The organism is Ningiella ruwaisensis (assembly GCF_004798935.1).
Lineage (GTDB): Bacteria > Pseudomonadota > Gammaproteobacteria > Enterobacterales > Alteromonadaceae > Glaciecola > Glaciecola ruwaisensis.
Map to the genome: position 1 here is coordinate 17,681 of NZ_RAHT01000003.1, position 18,562 is coordinate 36,242.

17 protein-coding genes are annotated in these 18,562 nt (G+C 42.1%); 12 read left to right on the forward strand and 5 right to left on the reverse strand.

Annotated features, from left to right (window positions below; all coding sequences use genetic code 11):
- Positions 1–144 precede the first annotated feature (144 nt).
- From D6V41_RS06420 to D6V41_RS06450, 7 genes are all read left to right on the forward strand, one after another.
- Positions 145–768, forward strand: a complete 624-nt coding sequence (locus tag D6V41_RS06420) for a c-type cytochrome (RefSeq protein ID WP_136250682.1) — start codon at positions 145–147, stop codon at positions 766–768.
- Positions 769–1,111: 343 nt separating this feature from the next.
- Entirely contained in the window at positions 1,112–1,648 is a 537-nt protein-coding gene (gene yihI, locus D6V41_RS06425) for a Der GTPase-activating protein YihI (protein ID WP_136250683.1), read from the forward strand.
- A 19-nt stretch (positions 1,649–1,667) separates the two neighbouring features.
- Complete coding sequence (locus D6V41_RS06430) at positions 1,668–2,111, forward strand: DUF2489 domain-containing protein (protein ID WP_136250684.1); 444 nt, start codon at positions 1,668–1,670, stop codon at positions 2,109–2,111.
- Between the two features lie 156 nt (positions 2,112–2,267).
- Positions 2,268–3,230, forward strand: a complete 963-nt coding sequence (gene glyQ / locus D6V41_RS06435; protein ID WP_136250685.1) for a glycine--tRNA ligase subunit alpha — start codon at positions 2,268–2,270, stop codon at positions 3,228–3,230.
- Between the two features lie 4 nt (positions 3,231–3,234).
- Positions 3,235–5,355, forward strand: coding sequence for a glycine--tRNA ligase subunit beta (gene glyS, locus D6V41_RS06440; RefSeq protein WP_136250686.1), 2,121 nt, complete (start codon positions 3,235–3,237; stop codon positions 5,353–5,355).
- An 87-nt stretch (positions 5,356–5,442) separates the two neighbouring features.
- Positions 5,443–5,910 (forward strand): early set domain-containing protein, encoded by a 468-nt coding sequence (locus D6V41_RS06445; RefSeq protein ID WP_136250687.1) that lies wholly within the window; start codon positions 5,443–5,445, stop codon positions 5,908–5,910.
- A gap of 13 nt (positions 5,911–5,923) precedes the next feature.
- Positions 5,924–7,732 carry a cation:proton antiporter gene (locus D6V41_RS06450; RefSeq protein WP_136250688.1) on the forward strand — a complete coding sequence of 603 codons (1,809 nt, stop codon included), beginning with the start codon at positions 5,924–5,926 and terminating at the stop codon, positions 7,730–7,732.
- 14 nt (positions 7,733–7,746) lie between these two features.
- Here D6V41_RS06450 and D6V41_RS06455 read toward each other — a convergent pair whose 3' ends face one another.
- Positions 7,747–8,283: a nuclear transport factor 2 family protein gene (locus tag D6V41_RS06455; protein ID WP_136250689.1), complete on the reverse strand. Its 537-nt coding sequence runs from the start codon at positions 8,281–8,283 to the stop codon at positions 7,747–7,749.
- 252 nt (positions 8,284–8,535) lie between these two features.
- On the opposite strand from D6V41_RS06455, the gene D6V41_RS06460 reads away from it, so the two are divergent.
- Complete coding sequence (locus D6V41_RS06460) at positions 8,536–9,078, forward strand: type 1 glutamine amidotransferase domain-containing protein (RefSeq protein WP_136250690.1); 543 nt, start codon at positions 8,536–8,538, stop codon at positions 9,076–9,078.
- Between the two features lie 58 nt (positions 9,079–9,136).
- On the opposite strand, the gene gyrB is transcribed toward D6V41_RS06460, so the two are convergent.
- The 4 genes from gyrB to dnaA are packed head-to-tail and all read right to left on the reverse strand — an operon-like array spanning position 9,137 to position 15,397.
- Positions 9,137–11,557: a DNA topoisomerase (ATP-hydrolyzing) subunit B gene (gene gyrB / locus D6V41_RS06465; protein WP_136250691.1), complete on the reverse strand. Its 2,421-nt coding sequence runs from the start codon at positions 11,555–11,557 to the stop codon at positions 9,137–9,139.
- Between the two features lie 2 nt (positions 11,558–11,559).
- Positions 11,560–12,654, reverse strand: a complete 1,095-nt coding sequence (gene recF / locus D6V41_RS06470) for a DNA replication/repair protein RecF (RefSeq protein WP_136250692.1) — start codon at positions 12,652–12,654, stop codon at positions 11,560–11,562.
- A gap of 33 nt (positions 12,655–12,687) precedes the next feature.
- Positions 12,688–13,818: a DNA polymerase III subunit beta gene (gene dnaN / locus D6V41_RS06475; protein ID WP_136250693.1), complete on the reverse strand. Its 1,131-nt coding sequence runs from the start codon at positions 13,816–13,818 to the stop codon at positions 12,688–12,690.
- A 34-nt stretch (positions 13,819–13,852) separates the two neighbouring features.
- Positions 13,853–15,397 carry a chromosomal replication initiator protein DnaA gene (gene dnaA / locus D6V41_RS06480; RefSeq protein ID WP_136250694.1) on the reverse strand — a complete coding sequence of 515 codons (1,545 nt, stop codon included), beginning with the start codon at positions 15,395–15,397 and terminating at the stop codon, positions 13,853–13,855.
- A 582-nt stretch (positions 15,398–15,979) separates the two neighbouring features.
- On the opposite strand from dnaA, the gene rpmH reads away from it, so the two are divergent.
- The 4 genes from rpmH to yidC are packed head-to-tail and all read left to right on the forward strand — an operon-like array spanning position 15,980 to position 18,500.
- Entirely contained in the window at positions 15,980–16,114 is a 135-nt protein-coding gene (rpmH, locus tag D6V41_RS06485) for a 50S ribosomal protein L34 (protein ID WP_136250695.1), read from the forward strand.
- Between the two features lie 15 nt (positions 16,115–16,129).
- Positions 16,130–16,489: a ribonuclease P protein component gene (rnpA, locus tag D6V41_RS06490; RefSeq protein WP_136250696.1), complete on the forward strand. Its 360-nt coding sequence runs from the start codon at positions 16,130–16,132 to the stop codon at positions 16,487–16,489.
- A 44-nt stretch (positions 16,490–16,533) separates the two neighbouring features.
- Positions 16,534–16,761 (forward strand): membrane protein insertion efficiency factor YidD, encoded by a 228-nt coding sequence (gene yidD, locus D6V41_RS06495; RefSeq protein ID WP_206663250.1) that lies wholly within the window; start codon positions 16,534–16,536, stop codon positions 16,759–16,761.
- Between the two features lie 20 nt (positions 16,762–16,781).
- Positions 16,782–18,500, forward strand: coding sequence for a membrane protein insertase YidC (gene yidC / locus D6V41_RS06500; protein WP_136250698.1), 1,719 nt, complete (start codon positions 16,782–16,784; stop codon positions 18,498–18,500).
- Positions 18,501–18,562 lie beyond the last annotated feature (62 nt).

An 18,562-nucleotide genomic window follows, 5' to 3' on the forward strand; every position in this document is an offset into this window, starting at 1 on the left:
GAAATGATTTACCAAAGCAGTGCTTAAATCGATAGTATTACGATGTAAGAGTTTTCTTAAGTCTATATTTGTGTAAAATATCACGCCATTACACGATAGCGATCCATTGCATTTACTAAAACCGCATCTTTAGAGAGATAGTTTATGAAGAAAATATGTATGCTTTTAGGGCTTATCCTTTCAAGCGCAACTGCCTTGGCGGTAGACGGAGACCCAGAAGCAGGAAAAGCGAAATCTATCACGTGCGCAGCTTGTCACGGTACTGATGGAAATAGCGCCATCCCTCTGAACCCCAAAATCGCCGGGCAACATGCGGGTTACCTGTATAAGCAACTTGAAGAGTTCAAGCTTGCTTCGCAAACCGGTGGTAAAGAGGGACGAAACAATGCGGTGATGAATGGCATGGCGGCCCCTCTTTCCGAGCAAGATATGAAGGATCTTGCCGCTTATTTTGCTAGCCAGGATTTGAAAATCGGTGCAGCACCTGAAGATGTCATCGCTCAAGGTGAAGCCCTTTATCGAGGCGGCGATGCAGAGCGGGGCATTACGGCGTGTATTGCCTGTCACGGCCCGGGCGGTAAAGGTATGAATCTGGCAGGCTTCCCCGTTATTGGCGGTCAGCATGCGCAATACACAGAGCAACAACTTAAAATGTTTCGTTCAGGTGAACGGAATAATGACCTGAATGGAATGATGCGAGGCGTATCCTCAAAACTGACAGACGAAGATATCAGAATACTTTCTGCTTATCTTGAAGGTCTTCACTAAACTTAAGTATTGTTTCTGTTTACCTATCGAAATTTTCGATAAAAAAACAGATGTAAAAAAGTTGTAAAATAATTTTAATCACGTATTATTCACCCATCTCGCAAGCAGTGCTTGCTTAACGCGAAGTTTGTGAGTAGTATTTACACAATAAGAAAGCGTAACGGAATACCAAAAACAAGTTAGCTTGTTTTGATAAGAATAATAAAAAGTGAAATAAGCAGTTAAGCACAAGAAGTGCTAAACGGGAGAGGTGTCACAAGACACTGATTAATATTAAGGTGATATCTTCGGGTATCACCTTTTTTCTTGTCTGTTGTGTTAATACAGGATAAATGAGGACCATATGGGTCACAGCAAAAAATCGAGAAAGATAGGCAAAATTGGCGTGTCTAAATCTGACGCACCAAAAAAGCCGCGTAGCAACGAAAAGCCAAAACCAAAGAAAAAAGCAGGCAGAAAGCCTGGGTCTCGTCAGCAAGAAGTCAAGCAGAGCAACAAAAATGCGAATGAAAAGCCCAAACAAGACCCTCGCAGCGGCAGTAAAAAGGCAATTGACTTAAGTCGCTACGCTGTAAAATCTGCAACATCGCTCAAACAAGATAAACCTAAACCGCAAGTAGCAAAGCCCAAATATAAAACGCCGCAGTTAGAATTAGTAGCGATTGAAGAAGATATGCGTCTTGAAGCGCTGTTAGAGAAACGGGAAAAACAAAGACTGAGCGCAGATGAGCAATCATATGTTGATACATTGCTTGCTCGTCACCAGCAGCTTTGTGAGCTTTTGGGTATCAATGCTGACGATGATGAAAAGGATGTTAAGCGCGAAGATGATCCCTTTGCGGCTTTAGACGCAATAAAGCTAGACGATTTTAAAGACTAGCAAATAAGGCTAAAGCATCATGATATTTTGGATACTGCTTGCGCTTGCAGCGCTGATAATTGTTGGCTTAAGCGTCTATGCTGGAAAACTGTTGTATATGCTCAAGGCGCAAAATAAGCGACATCTTGTAGCGCGCGAAAAACGCATCGTAAATATTACGCAAAGTATTCAAACTATTGCCTTTGCGATGCAGCAACAGCAATGCGATCTATCTGAGGGCGCAATCCGCATCTGCCGTTTACTTGAAGCAATGCCGCTCGATCCGCAGCCTGATTATGAGCGCGACTTCCCTGCCCTTCACAATCTGTTCGAAAAGGTCAAAGATTACCCCACACACGAAGCAAGAAATGCGTTACCTAAAAGCGAGCGTCGCGCGCAAGATAAAGAGCGGGAAGAATTTGAAAGCGAGCTCGAATCCTCAATCTTGGTAGAACTTGAACAACTCAAGCGATTTAACCAATAAAGTGCGTCATTGACGCTAGCATCCAATACGGTTTTGGATGCTAGCGAAGCTTTTATAGATAAGTGATTGCAGGTATACTACGCGCTTTAAACGCATTAACTAGCAAGAGATAACAGCCTGGTTTGTTGTCTTTTAAATTATCTACAGCGGTCGAACATGCAGAAATATGATTTGAACACATTCCAAGGCTTAATCTTGGCGCTCCAGGATTATTGGGCACAACAAGGTTGTGTCATTATTCAGCCATTAGATATGGAAGTAGGCGCCGGAACTTTCCATCCTATGACCTTTCTTCGCTCATTAGGTCCTGAGCCCATGAGTAGTGCGTATGTTCAGCCTTGTCGACGTCCAACCGATGGCCGCTATGGTGAAAATCCAAACCGCTTGCAGCATTATTATCAATTTCAGGTCATGCTTAAACCTTCTCCAGATAATATTCAGGAATTATATTTAGGCTCATTAAAAGCCCTTGGTTTCGACCCTTTAGTGCACGATATTCGTTTTGTAGAAGATAACTGGGAGTCACCTACGCTTGGTGCCTGGGGTTTAGGATGGGAAGTATGGCTTAATGGCATGGAAGTGACTCAATTTACCTATTTTCAGCAAGTGGGCGGTTTAGAGTGCAAACCGGTCACCGGCGAAATTACTTACGGATTGGAAAGACTTGCCATGTATATGCAAGGCGTAGACAGTATTTACGACCTAATCTGGACGCAAGGCCCCTTTGGCACGGTGACTTACGGTGATGTATTTTTACAAAACGAAAAAGAACAGTCTGCTTATAACTTTGAACACGCTAACGTTGAGTTTTTGTTTACTACCTTTGATGAATGCGAGAAAGCCAGTCAGCACCTTATCGAAAATCGCCTACCCTTACCGGCCTATGAGCAGGTAATGAAGGCGTCGCATGCCTTCAATTTACTTGATGCAAGACATGCCATTTCTGTTACTGAACGACAGGGATATATTCTACGCGTAAGAGCACTTGCCAAAGCGTGTGCCCAAATGTATTACGAGTCAAGAGAAGCGCTAGGATTTCCGCTGTGTGGTGATATCACGCAAGCTAAATCCTCAACTACTGACACCGCCAAAGTACCTGTTATCACAGAAGAAGAATAAAAACATGGACACCCCTCTAAACACCTTACTCATTGAATTGGGCACGGAAGAATTGCCGCCAAAAGCCCTTAAACAACTGACCGAAGCGTTTTCAACCGGGATAGCCGATACACTTAGCAAGTTGGGCTTCGAGTTTGCCTCATACAAAGCCTTTGGCGCGCCAAGAAGACTGGCGATAAGCCTGGAAAAGTGCCAGCGCATTCAGGCTGATAAAGTGGTAGAAAAGCGCGGCCCTGCCCTAAGCGCCGCTTTCGACGAAAAGGGTCAAGCAACCAAAGCTGCCCTTGGGTGGGCAAAAGGAAATGGCATCAATGTGGAAGATGCTGAAAGGCTCAAAACAGACAAAGGAGAGTGGCTTCTTTATAAGCAACTTGTGCCAGGTCAGCGTCTGGACGACTTGATTGAAGATGCGATCAAATCCGTCCTCAAGCAACTGCCCATTCCCAAGGCGATGCGTTGGGGAACGTCGGAAGATGAATTTATTCGACCCGTGCACACACTTTGCATTATGTATGCCGATGAAGTGATCGATGCGTCAGTACTGGGTATTCAGGCAGGCAACCAGCTTTCGGGCCATCGCTTTCATGGCGATCACCGCTTTACACTTGAGCACGCGGATAATTATGAGCAAGCGCTTGAAGCGCAATATGTGATTGCCGATTACCAAAAACGTAGTGCTGTAATCAAACAGCAATTAGACGAGCAAGGTGCATCGCTTGGTCTAAAACCTGATTACGATGCCCTTTTACTCGAAGAAATTTCATCCCTGGTAGAATGGCCAGTTGTTCTTCAGGCCAGTTTTGAAACTCGTTTTCTCAAAGTACCTAAAGAAGCGTTAATCTATACCATGAAAGACGACCAAAAATATGTACCGCTTCTTCACACAAAAGGTGACAACGAAGGTCAGCTAGCCAATACCTTTTTATTTGTTTCCAATATTGAAAGTAAGGACCCCTCACAAGTCATCGCTGGAAACGAAAAAGTAATAAGACCTCGACTTTCAGATGCTGAGTTTTTCTTTGAAAGCGACAAAAAGACGCGCTTAGATAGCAAAGCAGAAAAATTAGGCAACATTCTGTTTCAAAAATCGTTAGGGACAATTGCCGACAAAAGCGCGCGTGTTGCTCAAATTACGCAGCTGATTGGCAAGTATCTAGGGCTTACGCAAGCACAGCTGCAACTTGCAAAGCGAGCAGCCTTTTTGGCAAAAGCCGATCTTGTTTCAAATATGGTGTCTGAATTTCCAAGCGTACAAGGGGTCATGGGCCGTCATTATGCGCTTCACGATGGTGAAGACGAAGCGGTAGCCTTGGCAATTGAAGAGCAATACTTACCGCGTTTTTCTGGTGACAATTTACCAGATTCTCAATTGGGTATCTTACTTTCGCTTGCTGACAAACTAGATACGCTTGTTGGGATTTTTGGTGTAAATATGATACCGAAGGGCGATAAAGACCCATTTGCCTTGCGTCGCAGTGCTATTGGAATTTTGCGCATGCTTGTCAGTTTTGAATTAGACATTAAGTTAAACGAACTGATAGATGGAGTTGTTCAGGTATTTGGCAATTTGTTAAAGAATCAGAAAACGTCTGAGCAGATACAAGACTTTCTTCTGGACAGGTTAAAACCTTTTTATCACGAGCGTGGCATTTCCGCTGACATTGTCAATGCTGTATTAGCGACTCACTTAGATTCAAAAGACATAAGTATTAGCGACATCCATAAACGCATTTTAGCAGTATCAAGTTTTACACAGCTTCCTAGTGCAGCTGCTTTGGTTGAAGCTAACAAACGTGTTGCAAATATATTGAATAAGAATGATGTTTCTTTGCATGGAAACTTTGTGATCAAAGAAGGGCATTTGGCGCTGGCAGAAGAAAAGGCGCTTAATCAGGCTTATCTTCTTACGCTAAATGCAATAGATGCGCAGGAAAACAAAGATTATAGTGAGTTATTAATAACCTTAAGCGCTCTAAAAGAGCCTCTCGACGCTTTTTTTGATAAGGTGATGATAATGGTTGATGACAAAGAAATTAAAGAGAATCGAATTGCGCTGATTGCTAGCGTGCGACAATTGTTTTTATCGGTAGCGGATATTTCTTTGCTGAACATCAGACAGTCTTAGTGATTGCAGATAGTGCAGCAAGATTTTGTTATCTAAAAGGCTTCTAATTGAATTTATACCTTACAAAGAGGTATCAGGATTGATTAAATGAGTGGTAAAACAAGGCGCTTAAAAACAATTATTGCGATTTATATTGCGACACTACTAAGTGCTTGTGCAGTTCCAACAGGATCAGATATCTTTTCTCAAACGCCAGATAAAGACTACAGCGATATGTATTTGCGCGGAATTTTCAACTGGTGGGAAGCAAGGGAAGACTACAAGCTAAACAAAGTCGATGGGGAAAACGATTTATATCAGGTGGATATTGAGTTAATAGCAGATGGTCAGCCTTATGATTTTAAGCTGGCAGACGCTCAATGGTCACCCGCCTATAATTGCGGCTTGCCCAGTTTAGATGAAGCCTTGGAACTAGAGCAAGATATCGAACTTTACTGTTTTAGTGACTCACTGAATTTGCAATTTATTCCGAATGAAACGGGTGTTTATCGCTTTGCTTTAGACACATCGAATAATCAATACCCAGAGCTTCGAATAACGCTCGTGGAAAGCTAAAACCGGAGTCTATGTGATCGATCCTACCCTTGCGTTGGTATCCGTTGGCCTGCTCTCAATTGGCTGTCAGTTTATTGCTCATAAAGTCAAACTTCCCGCCATTTTATTTCTCTTGGTTGTGGGAATTGTGGTTGGGCCCACTTTAGGCTTTTTTACAGCCGATGAGGTGTTTGGTGACTTGCTTTTTCCCATTGTATCGCTTGCAGTTGCCATCATTTTGTTTGAAGGTGCCTTAACGCTCAAATTCTCAGATATCAGCGGGCATGGAGCAATGGTGCGCAATCTTTGCAGTGTTGGCGTGTTTGTTACGTGGGCAATTGTTACCCCTGTTTCTTATTATTTGTTAGACATTCCTTTGGGTTTAGCAGCGCTTTTAGGCGCCATCGTAACCGTTACCGGCCCAACAGTTATTGTACCCATGCTACGCACAGTCAGACCGTCAAGTAAGCTTAGCAATATCCTGCGTTGGGAAGGCATTATTATCGATCCAGTCGGTGCGCTATTCGCTGTTCTCGTATTTGAATTTATCATGACGCAACAGGACGCGGTGACCCACACCTTTTTTGCATTTGGTCAAACGGTTTTATCGGGCGTCTTGATTGGCGCGTTTACTGGATATCTCTTAGGACTTGCCCTACGACACAATGTCATTCCACACTATTTACAAAATACCGCAACACTAACCGTCATTCTGGCTTCTTTTGCATTTTCTAATATGCTGGCTCACGAATCAGGACTCTTAACGGTTACCATTGCCGGGATGATTTTGGCCAATATGAAAAATGTCGATGTCAGCGATATTTTAGAATTCAAAGAAACGCTTAGTGTGCTGTTGATTTCAGGTTTGTTTATTTTGTTAGCGACCAGAATGGATTTTGGCGCCGTTCAGGCAGTAGGCTCAGGCGCATTCATCGTAGTATTGGTGGTATTATTTATTGCAAGGCCAGCTTCGGTTTTTATATCTGCAATCGGTACGCCGCTTAACATAAAAGAAAAGCTCTTGTTGAGCTGGATTGCGCCCAGAGGGATAGTGGCTGCTGCAGTAAGCGCGTTATTTGCGCTTAAATTGGAAGCTGATGGCTATCCGCAGGCTGAAGTGCTTGTACCCATGGTGTTTATCATCATAATTGCTACTGTAGTTATCCAATCGCTCACGGCGGCGAAAGTGGCACAATGGCTTGGATTGCGCTCTCCTGAGCCAAACGGTATCTTTTTATTTGGCGGCAGTCAGTTTGCCCGCGAACTTGCCATTGAACTTCAAAATAACGAGATCCCTGTTATTCTTGCCGATACTAACTGGGATACCGTCAAAGAAGCTCGAATGGCCAATACCAAGACGTATTTTGGCAACCCTATGTCAGAACATGCGCAAAGACATCTCGATCTCACCGCGATGGGTTCAGTCCTTGTTTTGTCGCCCTATCGCCAACTTAACCCGCTAGTGATGATGCATTTTGAGCACGAACTCGGGAAAGAAGCGACTATCCTTGGTTTGAGTAGCAAGGAGACTGAGGGTATGACGAGTCATCAAGTGTCTGAACGCTATGCCAAAAAGTTATCGCTTTTTGATAGCCACGTTACCTACAGCTATCTTGCAGGCGCAATGAAGCGTGGCGCCAAAATAAAAACAACCGCAATAACAGACGCATTTACGTACGATGACTATTTGAAACAATACGAGAATGAACTGGTACCGCTGCTTTATATTGGCGATGGCAAAGTGGGCGTATTTTCAGGTAACGAAAAGCTCAAGCCCAAAGCCGGTTGGAAGATCATCAGTCTGATCCTCAAACCAAAAGAAGAAAAGCAAAGCGCCGCGTAATTTTCTAAAGCGCTTTACTGCTCGTTCCCTCTTGGTATAGGTATAGCCATCGTTTGATTTGCTAACAGGGTGCATTTATCGTCATACAAAATGTATGTGCGCATAAAATGATACACATCCTTAAGTTTTTCACCTGAATCATTCGTTTGAGTGTCGTGTCTTTCAACCGACGTAAAACCTCGAAGGACAGCCGTATTTTCCACAATCAGCACTGCTACTCCTTCTTGCGTTCGAGCAACACTGTGCGACGGTCTACCCTCAGCAACACGCTGTCGCATGGGTGCTAAAAGGGCTTCTCTCGACTCTTCAATATAGCTGGCATGATTATGCACCCAAACAAAATTTGGATGGAGCAAGTTTGTCAGATAAGCGTAGTCGTTTTCAAGCAAGGCTTTCTCATACTTTGCGTCTACGGCTCTTATAGCGTCCTCTTGTAGACAATTTGCGTTGGCATAGCTTGTAGCATAGCTTGCGATTAGCAAACTTGTTGCCGCAGCAACTTTAATCAAACAGCTCGTTTGCAAGGACTTTAGTCTTTTCCGCTTATTCATCTGTTCACTCTCTTGTTGTTTACGTGTCTAAAACGCATCAAAAGCATATAGCCAAATTAAAATGTTTGTAAGTTATTTCTATTTGAATATTTTGCTTACTCTGCCTGGTACGTTTGCAAATTTTACTTAGTGGCCTTTTTATTTGAAAATAAAATAATTATAAAACAGACACTTAGCTTTTATTAAATGTAATGTAAGTGGCATGGTTATCGCTAAGTATATGTCCATTCATAAAACATGTAAGGAGAGTCAATGAATAACTTAGCAGGTAAATCAGTTGCAATTTTGGCAACAGACGGTTTTGAGCAAAGCGAATTATCCTCGCCAAAAGATGCACTTGAGAAAGCAGGCGCATCAGTTCATATCGTGTCAGTAGAAAGCGGAAAAATTAAAGGTTGGAGTGGCGATAACTGGGGCGATGAATTTAAAGTAAGTAAAACCTTGGATAATGCAAATTCAGATGACTACGATGCGCTCGTATTGCCTGGCGGATTAATTAATCCTGATACCCTCCGTCAAAATGAAAAAGCCATTAAATTTGTCAGCGCCTTTTTTGACGATGATCGTCAGCGACCCGTTGCAGCGATCTGTCACGGCCCATGGCTGTTAGCAGAAGCTGCGCAGGTTTCTGGCAAGCGTCTTACTTCTTTTCCAAGTATCCAAACGGATCTAAAAAACGCCGGGGCGCATTGGGAGGATAAGGAAGTTGTGGTAGATGGTCAGATAATTACAAGCCGCAAGCCCGACGACTTAGATGCTTTTAATAAAGCAATCATAGACGCTCTGGTCGCATAAACAAAAAACCCGCGCTGTGTATCAATCAAGCGCGGGTTAATCTGTTTAAGTAATGTGCTTAAACGTCAAGGTTTTCAACGTTAAGCGCGTTGGTTTCAATGAACTCTCTGCGCGGCTCCACTTGGTCACCCATTAGGGTGGTAAAGAGCTGGTCGGCAGCAATAGCATCTTCGATGGTTACCTGCAGCATCCGCCTTGATGCGGGGTCCATCGTTGTTTCCCACAACTGCTCGGGATTCATCTCACCTAAGCCTTTATAACGCTGTATATATTGACCACGTTTTGCCTCAGCCATTAACCAGTCTAGCGCTTGTTCAAAGGTACTAACTGGCAATTTCTTTTCACCGCGCTGGACGTAAGCACCCTCTTCCATCAAATTATTTATCGTCTGATTAAGTGATGCTATCTTCTGATATTCAGGTGAGGACACAAATTCCTGATTTAATCGATATTCGTAATCTATGCCATGTCGTCGCATAATCACAATCAACTCGTTTTTACCTGCATCATCAAGTCTTACTTCAAACAAGAAACTTTGACCATCATCTTCTGCACTACCAAGCTTGCCTACAAGTTCTTCACCAATTTCATTGAGTTTGCTCTTATCTGCTATAGCAGCCTCATCAATCACTGTTGAATAGACTAACTGCTTTAAAATAGACGCTGGCATTCTGCGGTGCATACGCCCAATCATTAAAAACGTTGACTGATATAGACGCACCATGTTTTCCAAGGCAACACCCTGAATGGATGGAGCTTCATCGCTGACATATAGCGCTGCTCCATCTACCGCAATATTTGTAAGATGCTCGGTCAAAGTTGCTTCGTCTTTTAAATATTGCTCTTGTTTACCTTTCTTTATTTTATAAAGCGGTGGTTGAGCAATAAAAATATGACCGCGTTCAATCATCTCTGGCATTTGACGATAGAAGAAGGTCAACAGCAAGGTACGAATATGAGAGCCGTCTACGTCTGCATCTGTCATAATGATAATGCTGTGATAACGTAATTTGTCGGGGTTATATTCGTCTCTTCCGATACCACAGCCAAGCGCTGTTATAAGCGTCGCCACTTCTTGAGATGAAAGCATTTTGTCAAAACGCGCTTTCTCAACGTTTAGAATTTTTCCTTTTAGGGGCAATATCGCTTGGTTTTTACGGTTGCGCCCCTGTTTGGCTGAACCACCAGCTGAGTCGCCCTCTACTATATATAATTCAGAAAGTGCTGGATCTTTTTCTTGGCAATCTGCCAACTTACCCGGCAAACCCGCTAAATCAAGTGCACCTTTGCGGCGGGTCATTTCACGGGCTTTTCTGGCTGCTTCTCTGGCTCTGGCTGCATCAATAATTTTGTTAACAATGATTTTGCTGTCGTTCGGATTTTCTTCTAAATACTCAGAAAGCTTTTCGCCCATTGCACTTTCAACAGCAGATTTCACTTCTGATGAAACCAATTTGTCTTTTGTTTGTGACGAGAATTTAGGGTCTGGTACTTTTACTGAGATAATTGCAGTCAATCCTTCCCTTGCATCGTCCCCGCTCGCATTCGTTGCTTTATGTTTCTTTAAATAGCCTTCTTTTTCCATATAGTTATTCAAGGTTCGTGTGAGTGCGCCTCGAAAACCGGCTAAATGCGTTCCCCCATCACGCTGCGGAATATTATTTGTAAAACAGAAAATATTTTCCTGGAAACCATCATTCCACTGCATGCTTACTTCGACAGATATGCCGTCTTCTTCGCGCTCTGCGGTAAAGTAAAAAGGAGTGGGATGAATCGAATTCTTATTTTTATTCAAATATTGAACGAACGCTTGTATACCACCTTCGTAATGGAAATGGTCTTTCCGTCCGTCGCGTTCATCTTCTAAACGAATAGACACGCCAGAATTTAGAAATGATAATTCACGTATGCGTTTCGCCAAAATATCATAGTGAAATTCAATATTGGTAAAGGTTTGTTCACTTGGCCAAAATCGAATTTTGGTGCCTGTGCTGTTCGATTCACCTACTTCGGCGAGTGGTGCAACAGGAACACCCATGTCATATTCTTGCTCGTAAACCTTACCACCACGTTTAATAGAAAGCGTTAGTTTTTTAGATAGTGCGTTTACAACTGAAACCCCTACGCCATGTAATCCACCAGACACTTTATAAGAGTTATCGTCGAATTTACCTCCGGCATGAAGCACCGTCATTATGACCTCTGCAGCAGAAACACCCTCTTCTGGATGCAACTCCGTAGGAATTCCTCGACCATCATCACTTACCGATACAGAGTTGTCAGAATGAATTTTGATGATAATGTCGTTACAGTGTCCAGCTAAGGCTTCGTCGATTGAATTATCAACCACCTCAAATACCATGTGATGAAGGCCTGTGCCATCATCCGTGTCGCCAATGTACATACCTGGGCGTTTTCTTACTGCATCAAGCCCTTTAAGAACTTTAATACTGGACGAGTCATAGTTATTTTCGGACATTTTTACTCCTCATAAACGTGATTTTGTTTCACGTGGAACACTTTTTTGTTTTTATACTTTTCTGCAAACGACAATTGATTTTTATCAATAGCGGTAACAAATACTTGAGCACTTTCGTTGACTACGGTATCAAGAAAAAACTCTCGGGTAAGCTCATCCAGCTCTGCTGCAATATCGTCGACCAAAAATATACAACTCTTTCCAGTCAGGCTTTTCAAGACCCTCACTTCACTTATCAAAAGTAAAGATACTAATACGCGAAGCTGTCCCCTCGACAAAAATTCAGAAGCATTTTTACCATTCAGGTAAAAAACAATCTCTGCTTTATGGGGCCCTGCTGATGTACTTCCGCGATTAAGATCTCTTGTTAATTTATCAGCCAAAGAGGAATGTAAGCTTTCGCTTGAATCCCATCCGCGATTATACCTTAATTCAATCTCTACATCAGGTTTAAATTCAGCGTATAAACGGTTTAATTCGCAATTTAAGGCATTTAAATAGTGTTGTCGTCTCTCGCTGATGTATTCTCCACTTTGTGCGATGATTGTCTGCCATACGTCTTGATCTGCAAATCTATTTTCAGATTGGCCGTAGCATTGTTTGAGTAAAGCATTGCGTTGTTGTAAAGCTGAATTATAGCGAGCGCTTTGTAAATGAAAATTAGGTTCCACGTGGAACAAAAGCCAATCAATAAATCGTCGACGAAGCAAAGGCGGACCAATAATTAAGTCACTGCTTTGAGGAGTAAAGATTTGCATGGGTAGAAGACGTGCCATTTCAGATATCTTTCGTGACTTTCTACCATCAACGCTAAATGTCAGGCCGTCCTCTTTATGTCTTGATGCGCCAATACTTTGGATCTGGCCATCTACATTGTATCGGCAAAAGCTTGTTGCGCTGCGCTGAGAATCTTGAATAATGCTGTTGGGTTTATTGGTTCTGAAAGAGCGTCCAAAACCAAGTAAATGAAGCGCTTCTAGAAGAGAGGATTTACCTGCCCCATTTAAGCCATGAATTAAATTAAATGAGGCAGAGGGTTTGAGTTCAACTTCATCAAAATTACGAAAATGTTGAATCCGCAACTGGTCAATATGCATGGACGTTTCGAGCTATATGAAATTTCAGGGCGGCTACAGTCTCATGGGCATAATGACATACTGCGAACTATCTTCGTCTACGAGCTTATCCCCTTCCTTTTTCATGCCGTGCACGAGTGCACTGGCGTTTGAATCCGATAACTTGAAGATTACCGATTGTGTATCTATCGCATTTAGTGCGTCAATTAAATAAGCAACGTTGAATCCAATTTCCAAAGACTCTCCATCATAATCAACATCTATAATTTCTTCGGCCTGCTCCTGCTCTGGATTCGTTGCTGTAATTTTAAGTTCTGATTGCTCTAGATTAAGTCTTACGCCTTTAAATTTTTCATTCGTCAGAATCATTGCGCGTGAAAACGCACTTTTGATCAACTCTCGCGCAACCACTAGTCCCTTGTCGGTATTTTTAGGAACAACACGATTATAATCAGGAAAGCGACCGTCTACTAACTTACTGGTGAAAATAAAAGACTTTGAAAATATGCGAATATGATTGCTGCCTAATTGCACTTTAATGTTGGCATCAGAATCATCAATTAATCGCGCAATTTCCATTACACCTTTACGCGGTATAATCACCTGCTTAACAGGTAAACTTCCATTATCATATGGGTGCACCGACATTGCGAGCCTGTGTCCATCCGTAGCTACCGTACGGATTTCATTTTCACTGGTTTCCAAACTCATACCGTTTAAATAATAACGCACGTCCTGTTGAGCCATAGAAAACTGAACAGAATCAATAAGATGCTTTAAAGCATGCTGAGAAATTTCGAATTCACTCTCACCTTCCCAGTCTTCTAAATTTGGGTAGTCGTCAGCTGAAAGTGTAGATAAAGAGTAGCGTGCTCGACCAGACTTCAAAACCGCTTTATTTTCCGACACTTCAAATACGATACTGACGTCCTCTGGCAGGCCGCGCACGATATCAAGTAACTTTTTGGCAGGAACCGTAATTTGCCCGTCACTATGGCTTGCACCGCCTAATGGCACGTTTGCGATTAGCTCGACTTCCAAATCGGTACCGGTCATCCAGAGGGATTCTTGCTCAACCTTAAGCAACACGTTTGCCAAGATAGGCAAAGTGTGTCGTCGTTCAACGGCTCCAGACACTAATTGCAAAGGTTGTAAAAAACTTTCTCGGCTAATCGTAAAATTCATTTCTTATTCTCAATTATTGCGTAACACGATTGTCTTATGAAGATAAGGTGCGAATCAAGTTTTTATAATCATCCTTAATATCGTGATTCTCAGCCCGTAATTCATTTACTTTTCTAACAGCATGCAGCACTGTGGTGTGATCCTTTCCACCAAAGGCATTTCCTATCTCAGGCAAACTTTGATTCGTCAGCTCTTTTGACAACGCCATTGCTATCTGACGCGGCCTTGCTAGGCTTCTTGTTCGCTTCTTAGACAGTATATCTGAAACTTTGATTTTATAATAATCAGCAACGGTTTTTATTATGTTATCAATAGTAACTAACTTATCTTGCAAGGCAAGTAAATCTCTTAAGGCATCACGTACAAAATCAATAGTAATAGGTCTGCCCGTAAAATTAGCGTTTGCAATAACGCGATTAAGCGCACCCTCTAATTCTCTTACATTGCTTCGCAAACGTTTGGCTATAAAAAAGGCAACTTCATCAGGCAGATCAATTTTATTTTCGTTTGCCTTTCTCATTAAAATAGCGACACGTGTTTCCAGCTCTGGCGGCTCTATCACAACAGTTAAACCCCAACCAAAACGCGACTTGAGCCTGTCTTCAACGCCGTCAATTTCTTTTGGATAGCGGTCTGAGGTAAGTATGATTTGTTGATTACCTTCCAGTAAAGCATTAAAGGTATGAAAGAATTCTTCCTGTGAGCGTTCTTTTTTAGCAAAAAACTGAATATCATCAATAAGTAATGCATCTACCGAACGGTAAAAACGTTTAAATTCCTCTATCGCATTATTTTGAAGTGCTTTAACCATGTCCTGCACAAAGCGTTCAGAATGCATGTAAACAATTTTTGCATCAGGCTTGTTAGCTACAATACCGTTCCCAACGGCATGTATCAGGTGCGTTTTACCCAATCCTGTGCCGCCATATAAAAACAAAGGATTGTAGGAATGACCAGGATTTTGTGCAACCTGCACAGCAGCAGCGCGAGCCAGCTGGTTGGATTTACCTTCAACAAAATTTTCAAAGGTATATTCGGGTTTGACATTACTTTTATGATTATGAAGTTTAGGTAAAGGAACTTTTGAAATATCTGCCTGCGAAGTGTTTATTGGGGTATTTTTTTCGTTTTGTTCGTTTGATTTGACAGAAAGGTTTGATGCAGAAAGCGCCGCTTCATTACTTTGCGTGTTTCGATGCATTTTATCTAAAAATATATTTGGCTCTCTTGAAGGACTTGTTTCGACCGCAGTTTCACGATGAGTACTTACCGCTCCCGCCTGCATCTGCATAGAAGGTGCATTAGACTGATGCGCACTGCTAACTGAAGCCGCTGATGGCGGCACACCTTCTTTGAGCTCCAGTGAGGGTGCGTCCTTTCCATAAAGCTGATCTAAACATTTTGAGATAAGCGTGTAGTATTCGTCCTTGACCCAAGAAAGCACAAAGCGGTTTGCAGCGTAAAGATGAAGCGTGTCGCCGTCAAAATAAGATTTAAGTGGCTTTAACCACATATTAAATTTATCTGAACTTAACTCATGTTTGAGAACATCCAAACAGTCCTGCCAATTAACGGACAAATCACACTCCTTGAGACGGTTTTCGAAAAAAAAGGGCCGAGTAATATAGGAGAAAATACAATATTTATCCACAGCTAATTTTAGAAAGTGTTAGAAATATCACTAAAAGCACAACATTATTGCGCCATGATCATGTTTTTTCTATATATTATAATTTGTTATAGCGGTGTTAAGGCATATATCTGCTTTAAATTTATTCATAGAATACAAGCTTTTTAATCGTCATATCATACTTTTTGTCTTGTTTAAAGCACCGCTATACAACTTGATTGTGGATAACATTTAATTATTTTACCCACTTGTGGATATAATCCTTTACAAACTGAAATTCAATTGAAGTTTAAAAGCAAGATTCACAGCGCCCCCATACCACTTCCTCAGCAGTTGAAGGTCAATAAAATTTAAACAATATACTTGACTTTAGCCCACGCGATCTCTACTATTCCGCGTCCGAATTAACCGGTGAGTGCCCCTTTCTTTAATTATTGGTTTTTATTTGTTTGTTGCAAATTATGGTAACTAGCGCAAATAAACCAATGCAGAAATGTTGCACACACATTATTGATATAATGAGAACAGCTCATGAAAAGAACTTTTCAACCAAGTAACATCAAACGTAAGCGTTCTCACGGTTTCCGTGCTCGCATGGCTACAAAAAACGGCCGCAAAGTACTAGCAAATCGTAGAGCGAAGGGCAGAAAGCGTTTATCAGCTTAATGTTGTTCTTATATAGTGAACAACAAGCCTAACGCTTTTGTACGGGAGTCAAGATTATTGACTCCCCGCCAATTTTCCAAGGTGTTTGAAAACGCCATCCCTGCAGTATCACCAACGTTCACCCTTCTTGCCAGACACAATGACCTAGAGCGACCTCGCCTTGGTATTACTATCGCGAAGAAAAAAGTTAAACTGGCTGTCCAACGAAATCGCATCAAACGCTGTATAAGAGAGAGTTTTCGATTACACGCGCACGAAATGCCAAATATTGATATTATTGTGCTCGCAAAACATGGTGCAGATACCTTAGATAATGCTAGCATCCATCAAGTCCTGTCAAAACTATGGATAAAGTTAAGTAAAAGATGTCGTTAATTCAGAATCAAAATAAAGCCAAAAATAGCGAGGAAAAACCGTCAATGGCGGCCTTACCAGCGCTTGGTCTTATTCGGGTCTATCAACTTTTACTTTCACCATTGTTAGGGCAAAATTGCAGGTTTTTCCCGTCTTGTTCATGTTATGCTCAGCAAGCCTTGAAAACCCATGGATTAGCAAAGGGAAGCATTCTAGCTATAAAACGCATCAGCAAATGTCATCCAATGCATCCTGGTGGTATCGATCACGTGCCGCCTAAGCATAAAAATTAAAATGTATAAATGAGAGATTTATGGAATCCCAACGAAGTATTCTAATCATCGGCTTTTTACTTGTGAGCTTCTTTTTGTTTTTGGAATATCAGGAAGCGAGTAGTCCACAGGCGCAGCAACAAGCCGCTCAAGAAGAAGCTATTGCCAATCAAAGCTTACTAGATTTAGATACAATTGTGCGCAACGAACCAGGCAGTGAACTTAGCAATGGCGCACCTTCAAATTTAAGTACTGCAACAGGCGCAAGCGATGTACCTACAGATATTGAAGAAAGTGAAGCGACTCCTATAGCAGAGACCTTAACTAACACTTCCCGTTTTGTTGATGTTCGCACTGATACGCTACACGTCAAAATTGATTTGCAAGGCGGTGACGTTGTGCAGGCGGACTTAATTCAATATCCAGTGACACAAGGCGCTGATGATTCCTATGAATTACTTAGCCCACGAAACGCCACTTTGTACATTGCACAAAGTGGACTTGCGGGTACTAACGGTATTGATAACGCACAAGGAAGGGCTATATATCAATCTCCTAGTGATGCATATGTAATGCAAGGACAAGACACACTTCGTGTTCCTCTTATCTATACCAACGCTGATGGTCTTAAAGTCACCAAAACCTTTGTGTTTGAAAGTGATAGCCATACCGTACAGGTCGTTTATGACATTGAGAATAATACCTCTACACCTCTTCAGATGCGTCAGTATGCACAATTAAAGCAAACGCTAAATGACCAATCCAGTGGTAGCATGTTTATGCCAACCTTTAGAGGTGCAGCGTACTCGACACAAGACGAGCGATACGAAAAGCTTCCCTTTGACGATATGGAAGATGGTTTGCGTGTCGCAACGCTTGGTGGTTGGGTAGGCATGCTCGAACATTATTTCGTGTCTGCCTGGGTTCCACCTCAAGAAGAGACTAATACCATACGCGCTCGTCTTTCAGGCAACAATGCGATTATCGAATTTATTGGTGAAAATAAGCTTATTAACGCCGGTGAAACACAGCAAATCAGCACGCACTTGTATGCTGGCCCTAAAGATCAAGCTGTATTGGCAGAGCTTGCACGTGGTTTGGACCTTACCGTTGATTATGGCTTTTTATGGTGGTTAGCTCAGCCATTGTTTGACTTGCTTAAGTTGATACAGTCTTTTGTTATTAACTGGGGTCTTGCCATTATTATCATTACCTTAATTGTTAAAGGCGCCATGTATTGGTTAACGAAAAAACAATACGAATCAATGGCAAAAATGCGAAACCTTGCTCCCAAAATGCAGCAACTCAAAGACCGCTATGGCGATGACAGACAAAAAATGTCTCAAGCCATGATGGAAATGTATAAAAAAGAAAAAGTAAATCCGATGGGTGGCTGTTTCCCGCTTCTTCTGCAAATGCCTATTTTCTTAGCCTTATATTGGGTACTACTAGAGAGTGTTGAATTACGTCATGCAGGATTTGTACTTTGGATTACAGACTTATCGGTGCCCGATCCATACTTCGTTCTGCCAATACTAACTGGTGCGAGTATGTATTTGTTACAAAAGCTACAACCGATGACGATACAAGATCCATTGCAGCAGAAATTACTGCAGTATATGCCCGTCGCGATGAGTATCTTTTTCTTCTTCTTCCCGGCAGGACTGGTTCTTTACTGGTTAGTGAGTAACTTGGTAACGCTTGTCCAGGCGAAAATGATTTATGCATCGATGGAAAAGCGTGGAATCAAATCCAGATAGACTTTAATTAAATGCAAGCTTCACGCCCGCGCTTATGCGGGCGTTTTTATTTCTGTCATTTT